Here is a 19,836-nt window from a genome sequence, read left to right as displayed (position 1 = left end):
TTTAAGTAAAATTAATCAACCATAAGCAATTAATATCTAATGCATTTTATTATTTTATCCATCTAAAATAAGCTATCCCTCTATATTTGGAGGAAAAATAAATCAGAATAATCTACTGACAATAGTGTTAAATACTTTATTCTAAAAACAGATAATCCCTGATAACCAAAATTAAATCATTACCTTAAGTAAAGATGACCTAGGAAATTAACTCAAAGTGATATCAGCATAAGTAATAAAAAACCTAAAATCATTCGTTATTACATATAAAAATACACCTTTCTCTCCTGATAAGAATCAAAATTAATACTTGTTGATTAATAATTTTTATATGATAATCCTGCCGTTTTCTCTAACAATTTGTGTTAATGGAATGAAAATAGAGAAAAATCAATTCGGAAATTGCCATTCAATAATGATAAATCGGAAAAAAGATGGATAATCAAGAGATTAATTTAAATTCAGGAGAGAAAAACGTTTCCCTGAGTAAAGCAAAAAATGTATTTATTCCAGGTGGTCGTGCCGTAGGAGCTGGAGCAGCAATAGAGTGGATTGGTAATTCATGGGAAATATTTAAAGTAAATCCAATAAAATGGATACTGCTAACCTTAATTTACTTAGCTATCCTAACTGGAATTCAGTTCATTCCTTTCTTCGGTATCGTTGCAATGTTATTTGGATCTGTATTTATTGCTGGTTTTATCGCTGCTGCTGAAAAACAGCGGACAACAGGTAACTTTGACATAGAGCTATTCTTCTATGGATTTAAGAATAAGTTAGGTTCACTCGTTGCTGTTGGAGGACTGTTCTTTGGTATATATCTGCTTGGTATAATAGCTGCTATGATTGTTGGCGGAGCAAGTATATTCCAATTAATTTTATCAGAACAAAACTCAGATCCTGCACTGTTACTAGGTAGCCTATCTACTTTATTTTTGGCAATCCTTGTTCTATACCTTTTCATGATGGTTGCTCTTGCATTTAGCTGGTTTGCTCCTGCTCTAATTATCATTAATGATTTAAAATTTGGTGAAGCAGCATCAATGAGCTTGAGTGCTGTAAAGAAAAACCTATTCGGTGGTTTTCTTTTCTTCTTGCTGATGGGCATTCTGATGGTTATTTCTGCAATTCCATTATTATTAGGTCTGCTTATTACTTTTCCTATGTATATGGTAACTTATTATACAACTTATCGCAGCATTTTTTATTATCCAGAACCTCAAGAGACAAAATCTCGCTTAATCAGCTAAACATTTTCTAATAAATATTTATACGTAAAAAGCGCTAGAGATAGAGCTTTTTTACTATTCAATGTTATGTATATTGAGATGAAAAAATAATGAATAATCAAAATATTCATCCGGATTTGGAAAAATCACCTAATAATTCAGACAATGAAAACAGTATCTTCATTCCCAACGGTCAATCAATTGGAGCAAATGCAGCTATATTTTTTGCTGGAATTATTGCCATTTGTGAAACACAAAGAATAACTGGTAAATTTGTGTTAGGAAAACTATTCTATAGTATTTATAATAAATGTGGTGCCCTGCTGGCAGTCGGTATCATTATTTTTGGAATAAAGATATTAGGGAGTCTTATTTCTGCTCTGCTAGATGGTAACGATGATCTCTATCAATTTATTTTAGATGATCTCTCTTTATATAGTAATTATGATTCAGAAATATCATTTTTATCTTTCTTTACTATCCTGATTTCCTTGTTTTTATCTAGCGCGTGCTCTTGGTTTGCATCTGCATTGATTATACTAAACGGTTTTAACATAGAAAAAGCTCTTTCAAACAGTCTAAAAGCTATATGGAAAAATCTCTTAGGGGTATTACTATTCCTTTTCTTTATGTACCTTTTGATCTTTATTTCTGCAATTCCTCTATTCTTGGGGCTTTTTTTCACAACACCATTGAGTCTGGCAATATCTTACACCTCTTATCGCAGTGTTTTTTATAAAAAAGAAACAAAAAGAGATGAATTCACCATGATAAATTAGTTCATGATATTTACTCATAAAAAAAGCGCCATTATTTGGCGCTTTTTTTATGAGTAAATGGCATTAACCAATGTATTCCAATCCATTCATATAAGGACGCAATACTTCCGGAATTTCAATGCGGCCATCAGCTAACTGATAGTTTTCCATTATTGCAACCAAAGTACGACCTACCGCAAGACCAGAACCATTCAGTGTATGCACCAACTGGGTTTTCTTGTCATCTTTACCCCGGAAACGCGCTTGCATGCGACGCGCCTGAAAATCCCACATATTAGAGCAAGAGGAAATTTCGCGATAAGTATTTTGCGCAGGTAACCAAACTTCCAGATCGTAAGTTTTTCTTGCACTCGCTCCCATGTCACCCACACACAGCAGCATTTTGCGGTAAGGAAGATTCAATAATTGCAATATCTTCTCTGCATGCCCTGTCAGTTCTTCCAGTGCATCCATGGATTTTTCAGGATGAACAATCTGAACCAATTCAACTTTGTCAAATTGGTGCATACGGATCAGACCACGAGTATCACGACCATAAGAACCCGCTTCGGAACGGAAGCAAGGTGTATGTGCCGTCATTTTCAGTGGTAATGCGCTTTCATCCAGAATTTCATCACGAACTAAGTTGGTCACTGGTACTTCAGCAGTTGGAATCAATGCATAATGACTGCCAGACTCTTCTTCCAGTGGTCTAGTATGGAACAGATCTTCACCAAACTTAGGTAACTGGCCTGTACCACATAAGGAATCATGGTTAACCAGATAAGGGACATAAGTTTCCAGATAACCATGCTGCTCTGTATGCAAATCCAGCATGAACTGCGCGATGGCACGGTGCAGACGAGCAATCTGACCCTTCATTACCACGAAACGTGAACCCGTCAATTTAACCGCAGCAGCAAAATCGAGGCCGCCAGCCAGTTCTCCCAGTGATACATGATCTTTGACTTCGAAGTCATATTGGCGTGGTTCACCCCAACGACTAATTTCCAGATTATCACTGTCATCTTTTCCGTCCGGAGAAGAATCATCTGGGATATTCGGCATGCTTAATGCGATGCTACGGATCTCAGCCTGCAAGGTTTCCAGTTCAGCTTTTGCTGAATCCAGTTTTTCTCCCAACTGATTCACTTCCTGACGCAGTGGTTCAATATCTTCACCACGAGCTTTAGCCGCACCAATAGCCTTCGATCGGGAATTACGTTCTGCCTGCAGGGTTTCAGTTTCAACTTGTAAAACTTTGCGGCGCTCTTCTTGTTTGCGCAGCATCTCCACATCAAGGGTATAACCCCTGCGAGCCAGTTTTTCGGCGACTGCGTCTAGCTCATTACGCAGTATATTTGGATCGAGCATGCTAGTCCTGTGCTTGTTGTTATTGAAAAAACTACAGCTCTTAGCTGCAGTTTGAAATTGTTAGATATATACTCTTCGTCTTTCAAGTTGCCTCTTTGTTGGCTACACTCACTCACCCCAGTCACATAGTTATCTATGCTCCCGGGGATTCGCTCCCTTGCCGCCGCGATGCATCTTGAAACCCATTGAGTATAAACCTTACCGTATCAAGAAAATTAACGATAGCGTTTTATTGGGCTATTTTGATCCTGTTCTATTAGCCAGTTTAACTTCTCACCTATCTTACCTTCCAACCCTCTGGCAGTCGGATAATAATAACGTGTTTGTTGCATTTCTGGTGGAAAATAGACTTCGCCGGCGGCATACGCATTTGCTTCATCATGGGCATAACGGTACGCTTCGCCAAATCCAATCTCTTTCATCAGTTTAGTCGGAGCACTGCGCAAATGAGCAGGAACATCATAATCTGGCTTGTTTTGCGCGTCCGCCATAGCGGCTTTGAATGCTGTATAAACCGCATTGCTTTTCGGTGCACATGCAAGATAGACAATCGCCTGGGCAATTGCCCTTTCTCCTTCAGCCGCTCCTACGCGCGTAAAACAATCCCATGCGGCAATAGCTATCTGCATTCCACGTGGATCAGCATTACCCACATCTTCAGAAGCAATTGCCAGTAGCCGACGGGCAATATAAAGTGGATCACCACCTGCGGTAATAATTCGGGCATACCAGTAAAGTGCTGCATCAGGTGCTGAACCACGAATTGATTTATGCAAAGCAGAAATTAAATCGTAATATCGATCACCTTTATTATCAAACCTTGCACTCCTTTCCCCACTCACTTCTTTCAACAACTCCGGCGTCAAAATCCGTTGTCCTTGTGCATTGGCTTCCGCCATATCTGACATCATTTCTAGCAAATTCAGTGAACGACGTGCATCTCCCGCAACAAGTTCTGCTATCATCTGGCGAGTATTGTCCGGTAATACGATGTTTTGTCCTCCAACGCCACACTCTGTATCGTTCATGGCCTGAATAAGCACCTGTTCAATTTCTGCTGTCGAAAGTGATTTCAATAAATAGACGCGAGCCCGTGACAACAATGCTGAATTTAATTCGAAAGAAGGATTTTCGGTTGTTGCACCAATAAACGTGATCGTACCGTCTTCAATATGTGGTAAAAATGCATCCTGCTGGCTTTTATTAAATCGATGAACCTCATCGACAAATAAGATAGTTCTGCGCCCTGCATTACGATTTTGTCGTGCTTTTTCTATGGATTCGCGGATTTCTTTAATGCCAGAAGTGACTGCCGAAATACGTTCAATATCAGCTTGCGCGTAATAACCAATGATTTCAGCTAACGTTGTTTTTCCTGTTCCGGGCGGCCCCCACAAAATCATGGAATGGAGGTGACCGGCTCGGATTGCTTTTGGCAAAGGCTTTCCTTCCGCCAATAAGTGTTGCTGACCGATATAATGATCTAATGTGGCTGGCCGCATTCTTGCGGCCAGTGGCTGAAATTCATTCTGTGAAAAATCGAGAGAAAGATTGTTCACTTAAACCTCACTGGCGTTGATCATCCAGCGTGACTCCTTCCGGTACGGTAAATTTGAATTTTGCCGCATCCACGTTTGCGTTTTGCTGCCCTTTCAATTGATAAGCACTTTTTTGCCCATCCTGTTCAACAGTAGTAAATTTTTGGATCGTTCCCTCTGGAGTCACGGTAATTGAAAAATGTTTTAAATTGCCATTGGTATTATGAGGAGTCAGCTCAAAGTTATTGCCGTTCTGAACAACTTTGTACTGTTTCCAGTCAGCCGGATCATTACGCGCAATTAGCATAAATGGCGTATTTCCCGTTGCTTCTTTTAACCAATTTGCTGTTACTTGTTCAACAAAAGGGTTATAAAACCACAAAGTTTTACCATCAGAAACTAAAACGCTCTCATCAGGTGATGTCATATGCCAGTTAAACAAATTAGGGCGTTTGATCCAAAGTTCCCCTTCTCCTTTTTGGATCGTTGAACCATCATTACTAATGACTGTTTGGGTGAAACCAGCATGAAAGCTATTCACCTTTCCCAAACGCCCTTGTAGATCCTGCGTTGCATCAGCCCACGCAGAACTTATGCTCACACCCATCATTAGGCAACCAATTAACATCAGTTTTTTCATGTGCGAGATACCTTCAATTCGTTTTATTATTAGCCATCAACTGCCGATACTGTATGGCATTTCACAGCGGTAATTAATGTTCATGCGGCGGAGGTGCCAAAACCTCACGATTACCATTATGCCCTGGTGTACTGACTATCTGCTGCGCTTCCATTTGTTCAACAATCCGGGCTGCGCGGTTATATCCAATACGGAATTGACGTTGTACACCCGAAATAGAAACACGACGTTTTTCAACTACAAATTCAACTGCTTGATCAAACAAAGGATCCAGCTCTTCATCGCTATCAAATCCCATACCGCCTTCACCATCTTCTCCCCCTTTGATAATACTATCTATGTATTGAGGGCGACCGCGGGCTTTCCAATCATTCACGACTTCATGAACTTCTTGATCGCGTACAAATGCGCCATGTACACGTACAGGAATGGAAGAGTTTGGTGCCAAGTAAAGCATATCCCCCATACCAAGCAATGATTCTGCACCACCTTGATCGAGAATGGTCCGGGAATCTATTTTGCTGGATACCGTAAATGCAATACGCGTTGGAATATTTGCCTTAATCAACCCGGTGATAATATCAACAGAAGGGCGCTGTGTTGCCAGTACCAAATGAATACCTGCTGCTCGTGCTTTCTGGGCCAAGCGCGCGATTAATTCCTCCACTTTTTTCCCGACTGTCATTATTAAGTCGGCAAACTCATCAACCATTACTACAATATAAGGCTCTTTTTTCAGCATAGGATGCGTTGCATCCATACTGTCACCCGGTTTCCAGAACGGATCAGGAATCGGGCGTCCCATATTTTCCGCCTGTTTGATCTTGTCATTATAGCCTGCAAGATTGCGCACCCCTAAAGCTGACATCAGCTTATAACGTCGCTCCATTTCGTTTACACACCAACGCAATGCATTGGCTGCATCTTTCATATCGGTAACAACTTCAGTCAATAAGTGCGGAATACCTTCATACACCGATAATTCAAGCATTTTTGGATCAATCATAATAAAGCGAACATCTTCTGGTTTCGCTTTATACAAAATGCTGAGGATCATTGCATTGACTCCTACCGATTTCCCCGAACCAGTAGTCCCTGCTACCAGTAAGTGAGGCATTTTACCCAAGTCAGCCACAACCGGCTGCCCTGCAATGTCCTTGCCTAAAACGATAGTTAACGGGGAAGGATTATCACGGAATTTCTCACAATCCAGAACTTCCCTTAAATAAACTGTTTGGCGTTTTTTATTGGGTAATTCCAAACCAACATAAGGTTTCCCCGGAATAACTTCCACGATACGGACGGCTACCGCTGAAAGCGAGCGAGCGAGGTCACGCGATAAGTTAGAAATACGGGAAGCTTTCACTCCCGGAGCCAGATCCAATTCAAATCGTGTGATTACAGGCCCTGGAGAGAATCCAACAACATCCGCTTTAACGCGATAGTCATTCAAACGCACTTCAATTAAACGAGAGATTTTCTCAAGCGCAAACATATCAACCGGTTCTTCTTCCTCTGGAGGTTCCGCCAAAAGATCCAGAGAAGGCATCGGCGTAGTTGGTTTTGTCAATGGCTGATCATTTCGCATCAAAAAAGGATGGAACAAGCTATCTTGCTGCGGTTGCTGCGGTTGCTGCGGTTGCTGCGGTTGCTGCGGTTGCTGCGGTTGCTGCGGTTGCTGCGGTTGCTGCGGTTGCTGCGGTTGCTGCGCAAAAGTATGCTGACTTTTCAATTTGTGAGAATCAAGAGCAATAGCTATATTTTTCTCCTCAACTTGTTGAGTCGAAGATTTTGTTGGCATCAATGCAGATTCAGCAAACTCAGATTTATTAAGATCACTTATCTGAGGGAAATAATTGGATTCTGGTATTTCATCCTGTGCTGAAACTTGTACCAAAGAGGCAGGTTGATTTATTTGATAACGTTCACGTTGCTGTTGTTCAAATGCTATTCGCAACGTTTCTTCCTGCGTTTTCTGTTCATCTACGCTATTTTTCGTAAATTCGGCTACTGATGGTTGTTTATGTATCAACGTACCTTCTTCACTATGCTCTCTATTTTCTTCTTCAAAATTGGCACCATAGCGTTCACGCTGTTGCTCGATAAATTGCTGACGCAACATATCTTGCTGTTGAGCATCCATTTGCTGTTCATTGGTTTCTGCAATCAGCTCATTCTGTTTCTCTTTTTCCTCCCGTTGCATGTGTTCTGCCAAACGGTAAGAGGGCACTTTGATGCCATACAATTCTCTGCGTGTTGGGATCCTAACAGGATTAGGACGAGGCATTTCTGGACCAATACCTTGCTTAACCTGTGGATTTTTCGATGCAACAGTAGAGTTGACAATACCCGCTGCCGCATTTTTTAAATTGGCATTAACGTTACCCGCTTCTGGATTTGTACCTGATTGGTAATCGTCGGGTAATTCAAAAGTATAACGAACAGGCTCTTGTCCCTGACTTCCCTCTTCCTGGTTTATTCCTTCCTGATGTTGTAATTCAGGTTGATCAAATGCTGGAGAAGAGTCTGTGGAGTGAGATTCTACTGAAATATTTTTTTGAAGTTTTTCGTTTTCTTCCATAACCAGAGAAGCCAATGCAGGCTGCACATCTGGATCTGTATTAGCTAATTCGACCACCGTCGGAGCTATCAATAATACATCATCTTCATCTGTGCTTAGCGTTTCTGTAACAACCGCTGGTTTATCCATATCATGTTCATCTACATGCTCTGTTCGTTTCTGTTCACTGACTGAGCGATTAGAAACTAACGCATTTTCTGAATCATCTTCGTCATATTCAGTATCATTACGACCACGGTTGACTACAAAACTCAGCGAATCCAGAATAACTGCGCCAATTTTTTCTGCGATCGTGAGCCATGACCACCCCGTAAACAGGGTGAATCCAACCGCCCAGATACCAAGAAGAGCCAATGTTGTTCCAAGGGTATTGGACCAAGGTAGAATCGCATTGCTGAATAAATTACCAACGACTCCACCTGCAGCAAAATCATTTAAATCATCAACATTGAGTGCAGCCAAGCCACATGAAGTCAGTATCAGGGCTAAAGCGCCAATGACACGTAATGCGAGTATGAAGAAATCAATGTACTCTTGCCTATCTTTCTGACGGAAAGCATTCCAACAACCTAAAAACATAAACGGCGGGACTGCATAGGCAAGAACACCAAATGCTGAGAACAGCGCGTCAGATAACCAAGCACCAACACTACCGCCCCAATTGTGAATAGGTTCATGCCATGATGTCTGTGACCAACTAGGATCAGATGGATTGAAGCTGATAAGCGCTACCATCAAATACACGGCACAAATAACAATAACCAACAGAGAGGCTTCCAGAAGCCGGCGGCTACTGCTTATTTTCTTTAACTTAACACGTTTGTCTTCTGTATATTCCTGGTTCAAGAAAGACTCTCCAGGTTTTCCTGTTGATTAAACGGAACAACGCTGAGGGTAGCTCAGCGTTGAAACTGTATACATAAACAGGAGTGTACCTAAATTTTTCCTGTTTTGCATCTGTACATTTTTTTAGGCAAAAGCTTAACGAGTCTTAATTACCAAACGGTTACTCTGTTTCACTTCTTCCATTACAACATAAGTACGGGTGTCGTTAACGCCAGGAAGGCGTAACAAGGTTTCGCCGAGCAATTTACGATATGCAGACATATCCGGCACACGTGTTTTCAGCAAGTAATCAAAATCACTAGAAACTAAATGACATTCTTGAATTTCCTCTAGTTTCTGAACAGCTGTATTGAATTGTTCAAATACATCTGCTGCGCCGCGGTTCAACGTAATTTCAACAAATACCAGCAATGATGCATCCAAATAATGAGGATTCAGCAAAGCTGTGTAGCCAGAGATAAAACCCTGACGCTCCAAGCGACGTACACGTTCCAAACAAGGGGTTGGTGATAAACCAACTCTCTTGGATAACTCCACATTAGAAATACGGCCGTCTTTCTGCAACTCGTTAAGGATATTACGATCTATACGATCAAGATCTTTTCCTGGACGCTTCTTATTATCTATCATCTTATTGCTCTCTCTTTATTTCCTACACCTATAACATTTTCCCTATCTCTTTCAAGCAGTTGAGCTGGAAAAGATGTCTTCAAAGGCTAAAGCTCAATCTGTAACCAAAGATTTGAGGTCTACCACAATTTTTCAGAATACAATCTTCTGACATTCGATTATTATCCCTTTTTACCTTCCAAGTTGCTGCTATATTGGCTGTGCTCACACACCTCAGCCGCTAATATAATTTCTATACACTTAAGGTTTCGTTCTCTTGCAGCCAAACTTCGACTTATAATCTATTGGGCATATAGTATGATTTATCAGAATGATATTCTCCAGAACACTATTTTACGGAGTACTATTTCCCAAAATACTATCTCCTAAAACATCAGGTTTTTCAGAAAACAGCTTAACGACAATTTTTAATATTCAATAAGAAAATTATCCACACTAATTTGTCTATTCTATATAAATAATTGATTAGCGACGCAGATAGTTATCCCTTACACCGATGTTTTCGCAAATGCACAGCTGATTGTCAAAGTAAATGAACAAAAATCAGAACAACCTACCGGACAAATTTTCAATAAATCGTTTCAATAGCTTGTTTCATACCTCAAATGTATAAATGATATTCGATTCAGAAAGTTAAACAATCTATTCTTACAATTCGATTACATCACAGTTACTATCTATCGGTAAAATCGTTAATAACATAAATATTTTATCTGATAATCGCTTTTTTTAACTTATTATTTCTCCTACAATCGCTTAATCCGCAATATGCGATAATGGAAATGAGGTATTCATGAGCACAGCCAAACACAGTAAACTTATCATTCTTGGCTCAGGTCCTGCTGGTTATACCGCTGCTGTGTATGCAGCCCGCGCTAATCTAAATCCCGTCCTCATTACTGGGGTTGAGAAAGGCGGCCAATTGACCACCACGACTGAGGTTGAAAACTGGCCCGGTGATCCTGAAGGGCTGACTGGCCCAGATTTGATGGAGCGCATGTTCCAACACGCTGAAAAATTTCAAACAGAAATCATTTCTGACCATATTCAGAAAGTTGATTTCTCAAACAGGCCGTTCCGTTTATTTGGTGATGAGCAGGAATATACCTGTGATGCTTTAATCATCGCTACAGGCGCTTCAGCCCGTTATCTCGGATTGCCTTCCGAAGAGGCTTTCAAAGGTCGCGGAGTGTCTGCTTGTGCAACATGTGATGGTTTTTTCTATCGCAAACAAAAGGTTGCTGTAGTTGGTGGTGGTAATACTGCTGTCGAAGAAGCGCTGTATTTAGCGAACATTGCCTCTGAAGTACATTTGATTCACCGTCGTGATACTTTCCGTTCAGAGAAAATTCTGATTGACCGCATGATGGAGAAAGTGAAGAACGGCAATATTATTCTGCATACTGATCGTACTCTAGATGAAGTCCTCGGTGATGATATGGGGGTTACGAGTATCCACATTCGTGATATGAAAAATGACAATATTGAAGAACTAGATGTCACTGGAGTGTTCATCGCCATTGGTCATAGCCCGAACACTGGCATCTTTGACGGTCAATTGGAACTGGAAAACGGATATATCAAAGTTCAATCTGGATTGCATGGTAATGCCACCCAAACCTCTATTCCAGGTATCTTTGCTTCTGGAGATGTTATGGATCATGTATATCGCCAGGCTATCACCTCAGCAGGTACAGGCTGTATGGCTGCACTGGATGCAGAAGGTTTCCTTGACGGGTTGGCAATCAAATAATCCATCTTTCCCCAAAAGCGCTATCGAAATAGCGCTTTTTTACAGGTAACATACAGCTTGTTTTGATATTCCGTATCATCACCCGCTTAATCAGAAATTTTTCTTATGGACAAAGTAAGACAATCTGAACTTGTTCGATGGCTGAAGCAGCAAACTGCTCCTGCCCGTCGGTGGCTTCGTTTATCAATGCTACTTGGCCTAATCAGTGGACTGCTGATTATCTCTCAGGCCTGGCTCTTAGCTACCATCCTTCAAGCCCTGATTATGGACAATGTTCCCCGCGAAAATCTTATCAACCAGTTTTTCATGTTGGCAGTCACCTTTACATTACGGGCAATTGTCAATGCCGTTCGGGAACGTGTCGGGTTTATCTGTGGCAAGGTTGTACGCCAACAAATCCGTAATATGGTACTGGATAAGCTTGAACAACTGGGACCACTGTGGGTTAAGGGGAAACCAGCAGGAAGCTGGGCAACCATTATCCTAGAGCAGATAGAAGACATGCAAGATTTTTACTCTCGCTATCTACCTCAAATTACTCTTGCTATGATGATTCCTATCTTAATCCTGATTACCGTGTTCCCAATTAATTGGGTCGCAGGATTGATTTTATTTGTAACCGCACCATTAATTCCTCTGTTTATGGCCTTGGTTGGATTAGGCGCAGCAGATGCCAATCAACGCAATTTTGTTGCTCTCAGTCGATTAAGCGGTAATTTCCTCGATCGTTTACGGGGCCTGGAAACGTTGCGCCTGTTCCACAGAGGAGAAGCTGAAGTTAAACAAATCACTGAGTCAACAGAAAACTTTCGTCGTAAAACGATGGAAGTATTGCGCATGGCATTTTTATCTTCAGCTGTTTTAGAGTTTTTTGCCGCAATTTCCATTGCCATTGTTGCTGTTTATTTTGGTTTTTCCTATTTAGGAGAATTGCATTTTGGCAGTTATGGGATGGGTGTAACGTTATTTGCAGGATTTCTCACCTTAATCCTTGCCCCTGAGTTTTTTCAACCTCTGCGCGATTTAGGTACGTTTTATCATGCAAAAGCTCAGGCAATCGGAGCAGCAGAATCGCTTTTCACCTTGCTTAGCAGCAATGGAGAACAGGCCGCAATCAGTGGTGAGAAAACACTATTAGATAAAAAAACAGCAGATAAAAAACCAGTAACCATTGAAGCCAACAAACTGGAAATTATGTCTCACGATGGTCATCGCCTTGCTGGACCCTTGAATTTTATGATTGATAAACACCAGCGAATTGCTTTGGTTGGAAAAAGTGGGGCCGGCAAAAGTTCGTTGATCAATGTATTACTGGGATTCCTACCTTACCATGGTTCCCTGAAAATTAATGGAATTGAGTTGCGTGAACTCGATCTTACTAAATGGCGCGAATGTTTGAGTTGGGTTGGGCAAAACCCACATCTGCCAGAACAAACACTGCTCGATAATATTCGTCTTGGTCAATATGACGCAACACAAGAGCAAATCAATGATGTGATGGAACGAGCTTATGTCAGTGAGTTTATTAACGATCTTCCGGATGGAATCAATACGGTGGTAGGTGATAACGCTGCCCGCCTGTCTGTCGGACAAGCACAGCGTATTGCGGTGGCACGAGCGTTATTAAATCCTTACCAATTATTGCTATTGGATGAGCCAGCCGCTAGCCTTGATGCTCATAGCGAACAACGTGTGATGATGGCCTTAAATCAAGCATCTCATCAGCAAACCACATTGCTGGTGACTCACTTGCTGGAAGAAACACTAGCATATGACCAGATTTGGGTAATGGAAAATGGATTACTCATTGAGCAAGGTGATTATCAAACTTTAAGCCAGTCTCAAGGTGTATTTTCTCGTTTGTTGTCTCACCGTAGTGTGGAGCTTTAATCATGCGTGTATTACTCCCATTTCTCGCCCTCTATCGCCGCCATTGGTTTCTCATTAGCTTAGGCATGATATTGGCAATTGTAACGCTGCTAGCCAGTATTGGGCTGCTAACACTATCTGGTTGGTTCCTTGCCGGCACAGCTTTGGCTGGATTCGCGGGGTTATATACATTCAACTACATGCTGCCCGCCGCTGGCGTTCGTGGAGCTGCTATTTTCCGTACTGCTGGCCGTTATGGCGAACGGCTTGTTAGCCACGATGCAACATTTCGTGTATTGGCTCATTTACGTGTTTTTGCTTTTCAAAAAATACTGCCACTTTCTCCCGGAGGCATTGCCCGTTTTCGTCAAGGTGAGTTATTAAATAGGCTCGTTGCTGATGTCGAAACACTGGATCATCTCTATCTACGAGTTATTTCTCCTGTCCTCGCCGCATTTGTCGTAATTCTGGTACTGACGTTTGGCCTGGGATTCCTTGATATCACCCTCGCCTATACCATTGGCGGTTTAATGCTAGGGCTACTGCTGATATTACCTTTCGTATTTTACCACGCAGGAAAACCCTACGGCAGGAACATTACCCAACAACGCGGTCAGTATCGTACATTACTTACCAGCGCCTTGCAGGGACAAGCTGAATTAAGTGTATTCGGCGCACTCAACCGCTTTCGTCAATCCATGACAGAAGTTGAAAACGACTGGTTGAAAAGCCAGCAAAAACAAGCCAATTTAACCGGGCTTTCACAAGCCATCATGATTTTTGCCACAGGCATGACAGTGACGCTGATACTTTGGCTCGCTGCGGCTGGTATTGGTGAAATAGATGTTGGAGAAAATAGTCAGGCGGGTGCACTAATTGCGCTGTTCACATTCTGCACCCTTGCTGCGTTCGAGGCGCTTGGGCCAGTCACAGTAGCATTCCAGCACATGGGGCAAGTCATTTCATCTGCGACTCGTGTTTCTCAGTTAATGCACCAAAAACCGGAAGTCACCTTCCCTTCTCATGGACCTCAGGCGAATAATGAAATCAGCCTTGAGATAAAAAATGTCGATTTCACCTACCCTGAGCAACTGCTGCCAATATTGAAAAACATTTCGCTATCCCTAACATCAGGCGAACATATTGCTTTATTAGGAAAAACAGGGTGTGGTAAATCAACACTCTTGCAGTTATTGACACGTGCGTGGGACATCGATAGCGGTGAGATTCAACTCAATCAGCATCCTATCTCCCTCTATGATGAGGCAACGCTGCGTTCAATGATGTCTATTGTTCCCCAACGGATACATGTATTTAGTCATACCCTGCGTGAAAATCTTTTATTGGCAAAACCAGATGCTAATGACGATGAATTAACAACCGTATTACAACAAGTAGGTTTAGGATATTTGCTAGACATTGATAAAAAACTAAACTGTTGGGTGGGAGAAGGTGGCCGTCAACTTTCTGGTGGAGAACAGCGCCGTTTGGGGATTGCCAGGGCATTGTTACACAATGCTCCCTTGATGCTTCTGGATGAGCCGACTGAAGGGCTTGATGCAGATACAGAACAACAGATTCTATCGCTGTTACGCCGTAGCTGTCAGCATAAGACACTAATTATTGTTACCCATAGACTCACAGGCTTACAATATATGGATCGAATCTGTGTGATGGATGGAGGGCATATTATCGAGCAAGGCAAGCATAATGCGCTACTAGCTCAACAAGGGCGTTACTATCAATTCTATCAACGGCAACAATTTTATCAGCCACAGAGCTACCCTGAGCAAGGGTAATTCAACTTATGATGTCAATAGCTCAACTGGATAACTCATATGAATTCCCGCATCCCACCAATGCACTAGCTGAACCTAATGGTTTACTGGCGTTTGGAGGAGATCTGAGTTCAGAACGTTTACGAGTAGCGTATCATGAGGGGATTTTTCCATGGTATTTGCCTGATGAGCCTCCTTTATGGTGGTCTCCCGATCCTCGGGCAGTGCTGATTCCGGGAGAATTGCATACTGGCCGAACGCTACGTCGTTTTATTCGCAAACATACTTACCAAATTACGGTAAACTATGCTTTCGATGAAGTGATTTATAATTGCTCCCAACGGCAAGAAGGCACCTGGATTGGGCCAGAAGTTCAAAAAGGTTATCAAACCTTACATAAGGAAGGTTTGGTTCATTCAATAGAAGTCTGGCATGATCATCAACTTGTGGGTGGCTTATACGGCGTTTGTGTCGGTACACTATTTTGCGGTGAATCGATGTTTAGCAAAACGGAGAATGCCTCCAAGTGCGCTTTTGTAGCATTCTATCACCACTTTTTACGTTATGGCGGCCAATTGTTTGACTGTCAGGTATTAAATCACCATACAGAATCATTGGGTGCTAAAAATATTCCGAGAAACAAGTTTCTCCAGCATCTTTATCAATTAAGAAGACAGTCATTGCAATCAGGATGCTGGTCTGTACAAAGACTGGATTTATAATCATCTCTTAGAGATTAATGCTGTTCACGGTGGGAATGTCACTAACTATCATCTTATCGTATATAAAATGATGGCTTAAAATACAACATTCCTTTACATAATGATGGTTTTTCGGCATTATCTTGCCGATTAAAAACTAGGGTTGTTACATTTAGAGGATTAAATGGCCAAAGAAGACAATAATTTTGAAATGCAAGGTACCGTGTTAGAAACACTACCAAATACTGTGTTTCGCGTTGAATTAGACAACGGGCACATTGTCACTGCTCACATCTCAGGAAAAATGCGTAAGAACTATATCCGCATCCTGACTGGAGACAAGGTTACAGTTGAGCTAACTACATATGATCCGGAAAAAGGACGCATCACTTTCCGTAGCCGCTGATTAAGATACCTTTAGCACCACAGGTGATCGCATTCACCTGTGGTGTGGCTATGTTTTTTACCACCAGTTACCAGTTTCTATCACTGATACCACTTATACCCTATGCTTATAACACGGCATCTTCTGATTTCTTTCTGTTCGATTTTTGAGCGCTCTTAAAATCATATACTAATGCCTGTTTAGCTTTGTCAAGTTTAATCCTGACCGAACCGCCATGTACCAAAGAGCCAAATAACAGCTCATTCGCCAATGGTTTTTTGAGGTTGTCCTGAATTATACGAGCCATAGGACGAGCACCCATTGCCTTATCATAACCTTTATCACATAACCACTGGCGGGCATCTGCACTGATTTCTAGAGAAACACCTTTTTCATCCAGTTGAGCTTGTAACTCGACGATAAATTTATCAACAACTTGCTGAATAACTTCGGAAGAGAGTGCATCAAACCAGATGATGCCATCAAGACGATTGCGGAATTCAGGTGTGAAAATCCGTTTTATCTCTTCCATTCCATCTGTGCTGTTATCCTGTATAGTGAACCCAATAGATTTACGCTGTATTTCACGTACCCCAGCATTGGTTGTCATCACCAAAATAACATTGCGGAAATCAGCCTTACGGCCATTATTGTCAGTCAATGTACCATTATCCATAACCTGTAACAACAGGTTAAATACATCGGGATGGGCTTTTTCAATCTCATCCAGCAACAGTACAGAATGAGGATGTTTGATGATTGCATCGGTCAATAATCCGCCCTGATCATACCCAACATAACCCGGTGGAGCGCCAATTAAACGGCTGACAGTATGACGTTCCATATATTCTGACATATCGAATCGCAATAATTTGACATTCAATACCTTGGCAAGTTGGACAGTTACTTCCGTTTTCCCCACCCCGGTAGGCCCTGCAAACAAGAAAGATCCTACTGGCTTATAATCCTGCCCCAATCCAGCACGGCTCATCTTAATAGCTTCCGTCAAGGCACCAATAGCTCTGTCTTGACCAAAAACCAACATTTTCAAACGATCATCCAGTGTTCTCAATACATCTTTATCACTGGCTGACACAGTTTTTTCTGGAATACGAGCTATGCGAGCAACCACAGACTCAATATCAGAAACATTGATCGTTTTCTTGCGTCGGCTAACTGGTACTAATCTTGTCCTTGCCCCTGCTTCATCAATGACATCAATGGCTTTATCCGGTAAATGACGATCGGTAATGTACTTCACAGATAACTCAACTGCAGCACGGATGGCTTTCGCTGTATAACGAACATCATGATGTGCCTCATATTTAGTACGCAGCCCATTGATAATCTGTATCGTTTCTTCAGAAGAAGGCTCAAGAATGTCAATTTTTTGGAATCGACGAGCTAAAGCCCGATCTTTTTCAAAAATATTGCTGAATTCGTGGTAAGTCGTTGAGCCAATCACCCGTATACGCCCACTGGACAACAGCGGTTTAATAAGATTAGCTGCGTCCACTTGCCCACCTGAGGCAGCACCAGCTCCAATAATAGTATGGATTTCGTCAATAAAGAGAATACTTTTACTGTCTTGCTCCAGTGTTTTTAACAAAGATTTGAAGCGCTTCTCAAAATCACCGCGATATTTTGTACCTGCCAGCAATGAGCCAATATCCAGAGAATAGATGGTACAATCCAGCATTACTTCGGGAACATTTTTTTGGACAATACGCCATGCGAGCCCCTCAGCAATAGCCGTCTTACCAACTCCAGATTCCCCAACAAATAAAGGATTATTCTTACGGCGACGGCACAGTACCTGAATTGTCCTTTCCAATTCATTCTGACGACCAACCAGCGGATCAATTTGCCCTTTCTGTGCCAATTGATTCAGGTTAGTAGTGAAATTCTCTAATCTATCTTCACTAATTACCTGCTCTTCCTGAACTGGATTAATACTATGGTGAGAATCATTATCGAATTCATCTTTACGTGTTCCATGAGAGATGAAATTCACAACATCCAAACGACTGACATCGTGCTTACGCAATAAATAAGCAGCTTGTGATTCCTGTTCACTAAAAATGGCAACTAAGACATTCGCCCCTGAAACTTCTGAGCGTCCCGAAGATTGAACATGAAATACCGCGCGTTGCAAAACACGCTGAAAACTTAATGTAGGTTGTGTATCCCTGTCATCATTCTCAGATAACAAGGGGGTGGTTTGTGCAATAAAACTTTCTAATTCCTGGCGTAACATTGCCAGATCGACTTTACAAGCCTCCAGTGTTTCTCGCGCTGATGTGTTACTTAACAACGCCAGCAACAGGTGCTCTACAGTCATAAATTCATGTCTGTTATCCCTTGCTTTGGCAAAAGCAATGTTGAGACTAAGCTCCAGTTCTTGATTGAGCATAAGCACCTCCTCCTAAATTCAGTGAGCCAGATCAGACCTTTTCCAGCGTGCAAAGTAACGGATGCTCGTGCTCCTTAGCATACATGTTCACTTGCGCAGCTTTAGTTTCTGCGACCTCTGCCGTATAAATTCCGCAAACTGCTTTCCCTTTTTGATGGACATCCAGCATTAGTTGCGTTGCTCGTTCAACATCATAAGAAAAGAACTTTTGCAATACGTCAACCACAAACTCCATAGGGGTATAATCGTCATTATTAAGAATAACCTTATACATTGATGGTGGTTGTAGTTTTTGTTTTGCTTCATCCCCAATAAATTCTTCAATTTTCAAGGTGTTATAAAACTCAGTCATTATTCTTCCATTGGGTATTAGCTTTCCGCTGAATTTTAGTATGAATTAATTCATTCTACTGCTATATATTTTATCACTTCATAAAGCACTCTGCTTACCCCTCTTTGATTAACGAATAAGGATTTTGCTTAAAAATCGGATATCGTTATCTATATCAAACTTTGGTCATTTGAGACAACTTGACGCTGTTTATATGCTTGACGACGCAATCAATTTCACTACAGTATATTTTATGAACACCACCCTCTGTCTGGGTGTCTGTTCATATTTCAAAATGTTTAGTGACTCTTAAACCCGAAATCGAGATACGAGGGATAGAGAAGTATGGAAACAGGTACTGTCAAATGGTTCAATAATGCAAAGGGCTTTGGCTTTATTTGCCCAGCCAGCGGGGGCGATGATATATTCGTTCACTATTCAACCATTCAGATGGATGGTTATAGGACGCTTAAAGCTGGGCAGAAAGTGAACTTTAGCGTTCATCAAGGCCCCAAGGGTAACCACGCCAGCCTTATTGTGCCTCTGCAAGATAGCTCAAAATCGAAACAAGAGTAACCGATAAACTCATAATTTCCACGCCACAAATAGGTTATGGGCTTATTTGTGGCGTGCTATTTTATTCCCTTGCAAAGGCCTCTATGGGATTGAGACGAGCTGCATTTCTCGCAGATAGGAAGCCAAAGACTATTCTATTGCCGTTGAACAACCAAACGCGATAATAAATACAATGGGATTATAAACGAAATTCCATTTCGGCAGCATCCACTGTATTCTCCCGATTAAACAAACCAAAACAGCTTCAATAAGAAATTGCTGCATAATGTCACTAGTTATGGCACCAACTGCCATGCGAATACCAATCTCCTACCTCTTGCGTACGCGGTCGTGTATTCATCTCTCTTAAAAGTAATGGGATAGCGGCAAATCAGAGATTAAAAAATGCGTTGAGTTTCAGTATGTTTCCCTTTATCCTTTTTGTTTCTTTAGTG

General features: G+C 41.6%; 14 protein-coding genes and 3 pseudogenes. 8 read left to right on the top strand and 9 right to left on the bottom strand.

What is annotated here, in order from left to right; genetic code table 11:
• The first annotated feature begins 434 nt into the window (after positions 1 to 434).
• Both BM135_RS06320 and BM135_RS06315 read left to right on the top strand, forming a co-directional pair.
• Positions 435 to 1,250 carry a BPSS1780 family membrane protein gene (locus BM135_RS06320; protein ID WP_092518901.1) on the top strand — a complete coding sequence of 272 codons (816 nt, stop codon included), beginning with the start codon at positions 435 to 437 and terminating at the stop codon, positions 1,248 to 1,250.
• Between the two features lie 89 nt (positions 1,251 to 1,339).
• Entirely contained in the window at positions 1,340 to 2,008 is a 669-nt protein-coding gene (locus tag BM135_RS06315; RefSeq protein WP_092518900.1) for a hypothetical protein, read from the top strand.
• 63 nt (positions 2,009 to 2,071) lie between these two features.
• Here the strand turns inward: BM135_RS06315 and serS are convergent, their stop codons facing one another.
• The 6 genes and pseudogenes from serS to lrp form a co-directional block, all read right to left on the bottom strand.
• The gene (gene serS / locus BM135_RS06310; RefSeq protein ID WP_092518899.1) at positions 2,072 to 3,361 is read right to left on the bottom strand and encodes a serine--tRNA ligase; all 1,290 of its coding nucleotides are present in this window, start codon (positions 3,359 to 3,361) and stop codon (positions 2,072 to 2,074) included.
• A 215-nt stretch (positions 3,362 to 3,576) separates the two neighbouring features.
• Entirely contained in the window at positions 3,577 to 4,920 is a 1,344-nt protein-coding gene (locus tag BM135_RS06305; RefSeq protein ID WP_092518898.1) for a replication-associated recombination protein A, read from the bottom strand.
• A 7-nt stretch (positions 4,921 to 4,927) separates the two neighbouring features.
• Positions 4,928 to 5,539, bottom strand: coding sequence for an outer membrane lipoprotein periplasmic chaperone LolA (gene lolA, locus BM135_RS06300; protein WP_092518897.1), 612 nt, complete (start codon positions 5,537 to 5,539; stop codon positions 4,928 to 4,930).
• Between the two features lie 73 nt (positions 5,540 to 5,612).
• Positions 5,613 to 7,853, bottom strand: a pseudogene (locus BM135_RS06295) (DNA translocase FtsK); the annotation flags it as partial.
• 600 nt (positions 7,854 to 8,453) lie between these two features.
• Positions 8,454 to 8,855 (bottom strand): annotated as a pseudogene (locus BM135_RS17905) (DNA translocase FtsK 4TM domain-containing protein); the annotation flags it as partial.
• Between the two features lie 246 nt (positions 8,856 to 9,101).
• On the bottom strand, positions 9,102 to 9,596 hold the full coding sequence (gene lrp, locus BM135_RS06290) for a leucine-responsive transcriptional regulator Lrp (RefSeq protein ID WP_092518895.1): 495 nt from the start codon (positions 9,594 to 9,596) through the stop codon (positions 9,102 to 9,104).
• Between the two features lie 793 nt (positions 9,597 to 10,389).
• Here lrp and trxB point away from each other — a divergent pair.
• The 5 genes from trxB to infA all read left to right on the top strand — a co-directional run bounded on the left by trxB (position 10,390) and on the right by infA (position 16,103).
• Positions 10,390 to 11,349, top strand: a complete 960-nt coding sequence (gene trxB, locus BM135_RS06285) for a thioredoxin-disulfide reductase (RefSeq protein ID WP_092518894.1) — start codon at positions 10,390 to 10,392, stop codon at positions 11,347 to 11,349.
• A 105-nt stretch (positions 11,350 to 11,454) separates the two neighbouring features.
• Positions 11,455 to 13,239, top strand: coding sequence for a heme ABC transporter permease/ATP-binding protein CydD (gene cydD, locus BM135_RS06280; protein WP_092518892.1), 1,785 nt, complete (start codon positions 11,455 to 11,457; stop codon positions 13,237 to 13,239).
• A 2-nt stretch (positions 13,240 to 13,241) separates the two neighbouring features.
• Positions 13,242 to 15,017: a heme ABC transporter ATP-binding protein/permease CydC gene (cydC, locus tag BM135_RS06275; protein WP_092518890.1), complete on the top strand. Its 1,776-nt coding sequence runs from the start codon at positions 13,242 to 13,244 to the stop codon at positions 15,015 to 15,017.
• A gap of 11 nt (positions 15,018 to 15,028) precedes the next feature.
• Positions 15,029 to 15,718: a leucyl/phenylalanyl-tRNA--protein transferase gene (gene aat, locus BM135_RS06270; protein WP_092518957.1), complete on the top strand. Its 690-nt coding sequence runs from the start codon at positions 15,029 to 15,031 to the stop codon at positions 15,716 to 15,718.
• 163 nt (positions 15,719 to 15,881) lie between these two features.
• The gene (gene infA, locus BM135_RS06265) at positions 15,882 to 16,103 is read left to right on the top strand and encodes a translation initiation factor IF-1 (RefSeq protein ID WP_086111255.1); all 222 of its coding nucleotides are present in this window, start codon (positions 15,882 to 15,884) and stop codon (positions 16,101 to 16,103) included.
• Between the two features lie 106 nt (positions 16,104 to 16,209).
• Here infA and clpA read toward each other — a convergent pair whose 3' ends face one another.
• Both clpA and clpS read right to left on the bottom strand, forming a co-directional pair.
• Positions 16,210 to 18,495: an ATP-dependent Clp protease ATP-binding subunit ClpA gene (clpA, locus tag BM135_RS06260; protein WP_092518888.1), complete on the bottom strand. Its 2,286-nt coding sequence runs from the start codon at positions 18,493 to 18,495 to the stop codon at positions 16,210 to 16,212.
• Positions 18,496 to 18,526: 31 nt separating this feature from the next.
• On the bottom strand, positions 18,527 to 18,847 hold the full coding sequence (gene clpS / locus BM135_RS06255) for an ATP-dependent Clp protease adapter ClpS (RefSeq protein ID WP_092518886.1): 321 nt from the start codon (positions 18,845 to 18,847) through the stop codon (positions 18,527 to 18,529).
• A 324-nt stretch (positions 18,848 to 19,171) separates the two neighbouring features.
• Here clpS and cspD point away from each other — a divergent pair, with 324 nt between their 5' ends.
• Positions 19,172 to 19,402 carry a cold shock-like protein CspD gene (cspD, locus tag BM135_RS06250; protein ID WP_092518884.1) on the top strand — a complete coding sequence of 77 codons (231 nt, stop codon included), beginning with the start codon at positions 19,172 to 19,174 and terminating at the stop codon, positions 19,400 to 19,402.
• Between the two features lie 61 nt (positions 19,403 to 19,463).
• On the opposite strand, the pseudogene BM135_RS17300 reads toward cspD, so the two are convergent.
• A pseudogene (locus tag BM135_RS17300) lies at positions 19,464 to 19,711 on the bottom strand (hypothetical protein); the annotation flags it as partial.
• Between the last annotated feature and the right edge of the window lie 125 nt (positions 19,712 to 19,836).

Origin of the sequence: Xenorhabdus japonica (assembly GCF_900115195.1) — a bacterium.
Classification (GTDB): Bacteria; Pseudomonadota; Gammaproteobacteria; order Enterobacterales; family Enterobacteriaceae; genus Xenorhabdus; species Xenorhabdus japonica.
This window is presented reverse-complemented; position numbering and strand designations above follow the sequence as displayed.

Coding starts and splice junctions, on each gene's coding strand:
- trxB (WP_092518894.1), top strand. CDS start 10,390: ATGAGCACAGCCAAACACAGTAAACTTATCATTCTTGGCTCAGGTCCT.
- serS (WP_092518899.1), bottom strand. CDS start 3,361: ATGCTCGATCCAAATATACTGCGTAATGAGCTAGACGCAGTCGCCGAA.
- clpA (WP_092518888.1), bottom strand. CDS start 18,495: ATGCTCAATCAAGAACTGGAGCTTAGTCTCAACATTGCTTTTGCCAAA.
- cspD (WP_092518884.1), top strand. CDS start 19,172: ATGGAAACAGGTACTGTCAAATGGTTCAATAATGCAAAGGGCTTTGGC.
- lolA (WP_092518897.1), bottom strand. CDS start 5,539: ATGAAAAAACTGATGTTAATTGGTTGCCTAATGATGGGTGTGAGCATA.
- aat (WP_092518957.1), top strand. CDS start 15,029: ATGTCAATAGCTCAACTGGATAACTCATATGAATTCCCGCATCCCACC.
- lrp (WP_092518895.1), bottom strand. CDS start 9,596: ATGATAGATAATAAGAAGCGTCCAGGAAAAGATCTTGATCGTATAGAT.
- clpS (WP_092518886.1), bottom strand. CDS start 18,847: ATGACTGAGTTTTATAACACCTTGAAAATTGAAGAATTTATTGGGGAT.
- infA (WP_086111255.1), top strand. CDS start 15,882: ATGGCCAAAGAAGACAATAATTTTGAAATGCAAGGTACCGTGTTAGAA.
- BM135_RS06320 (WP_092518901.1), top strand. CDS start 435: ATGGATAATCAAGAGATTAATTTAAATTCAGGAGAGAAAAACGTTTCC.
- cydC (WP_092518890.1), top strand. CDS start 13,242: ATGCGTGTATTACTCCCATTTCTCGCCCTCTATCGCCGCCATTGGTTT.
- BM135_RS06315 (WP_092518900.1), top strand. CDS start 1,340: ATGAATAATCAAAATATTCATCCGGATTTGGAAAAATCACCTAATAAT.
- cydD (WP_092518892.1), top strand. CDS start 11,455: ATGGACAAAGTAAGACAATCTGAACTTGTTCGATGGCTGAAGCAGCAA.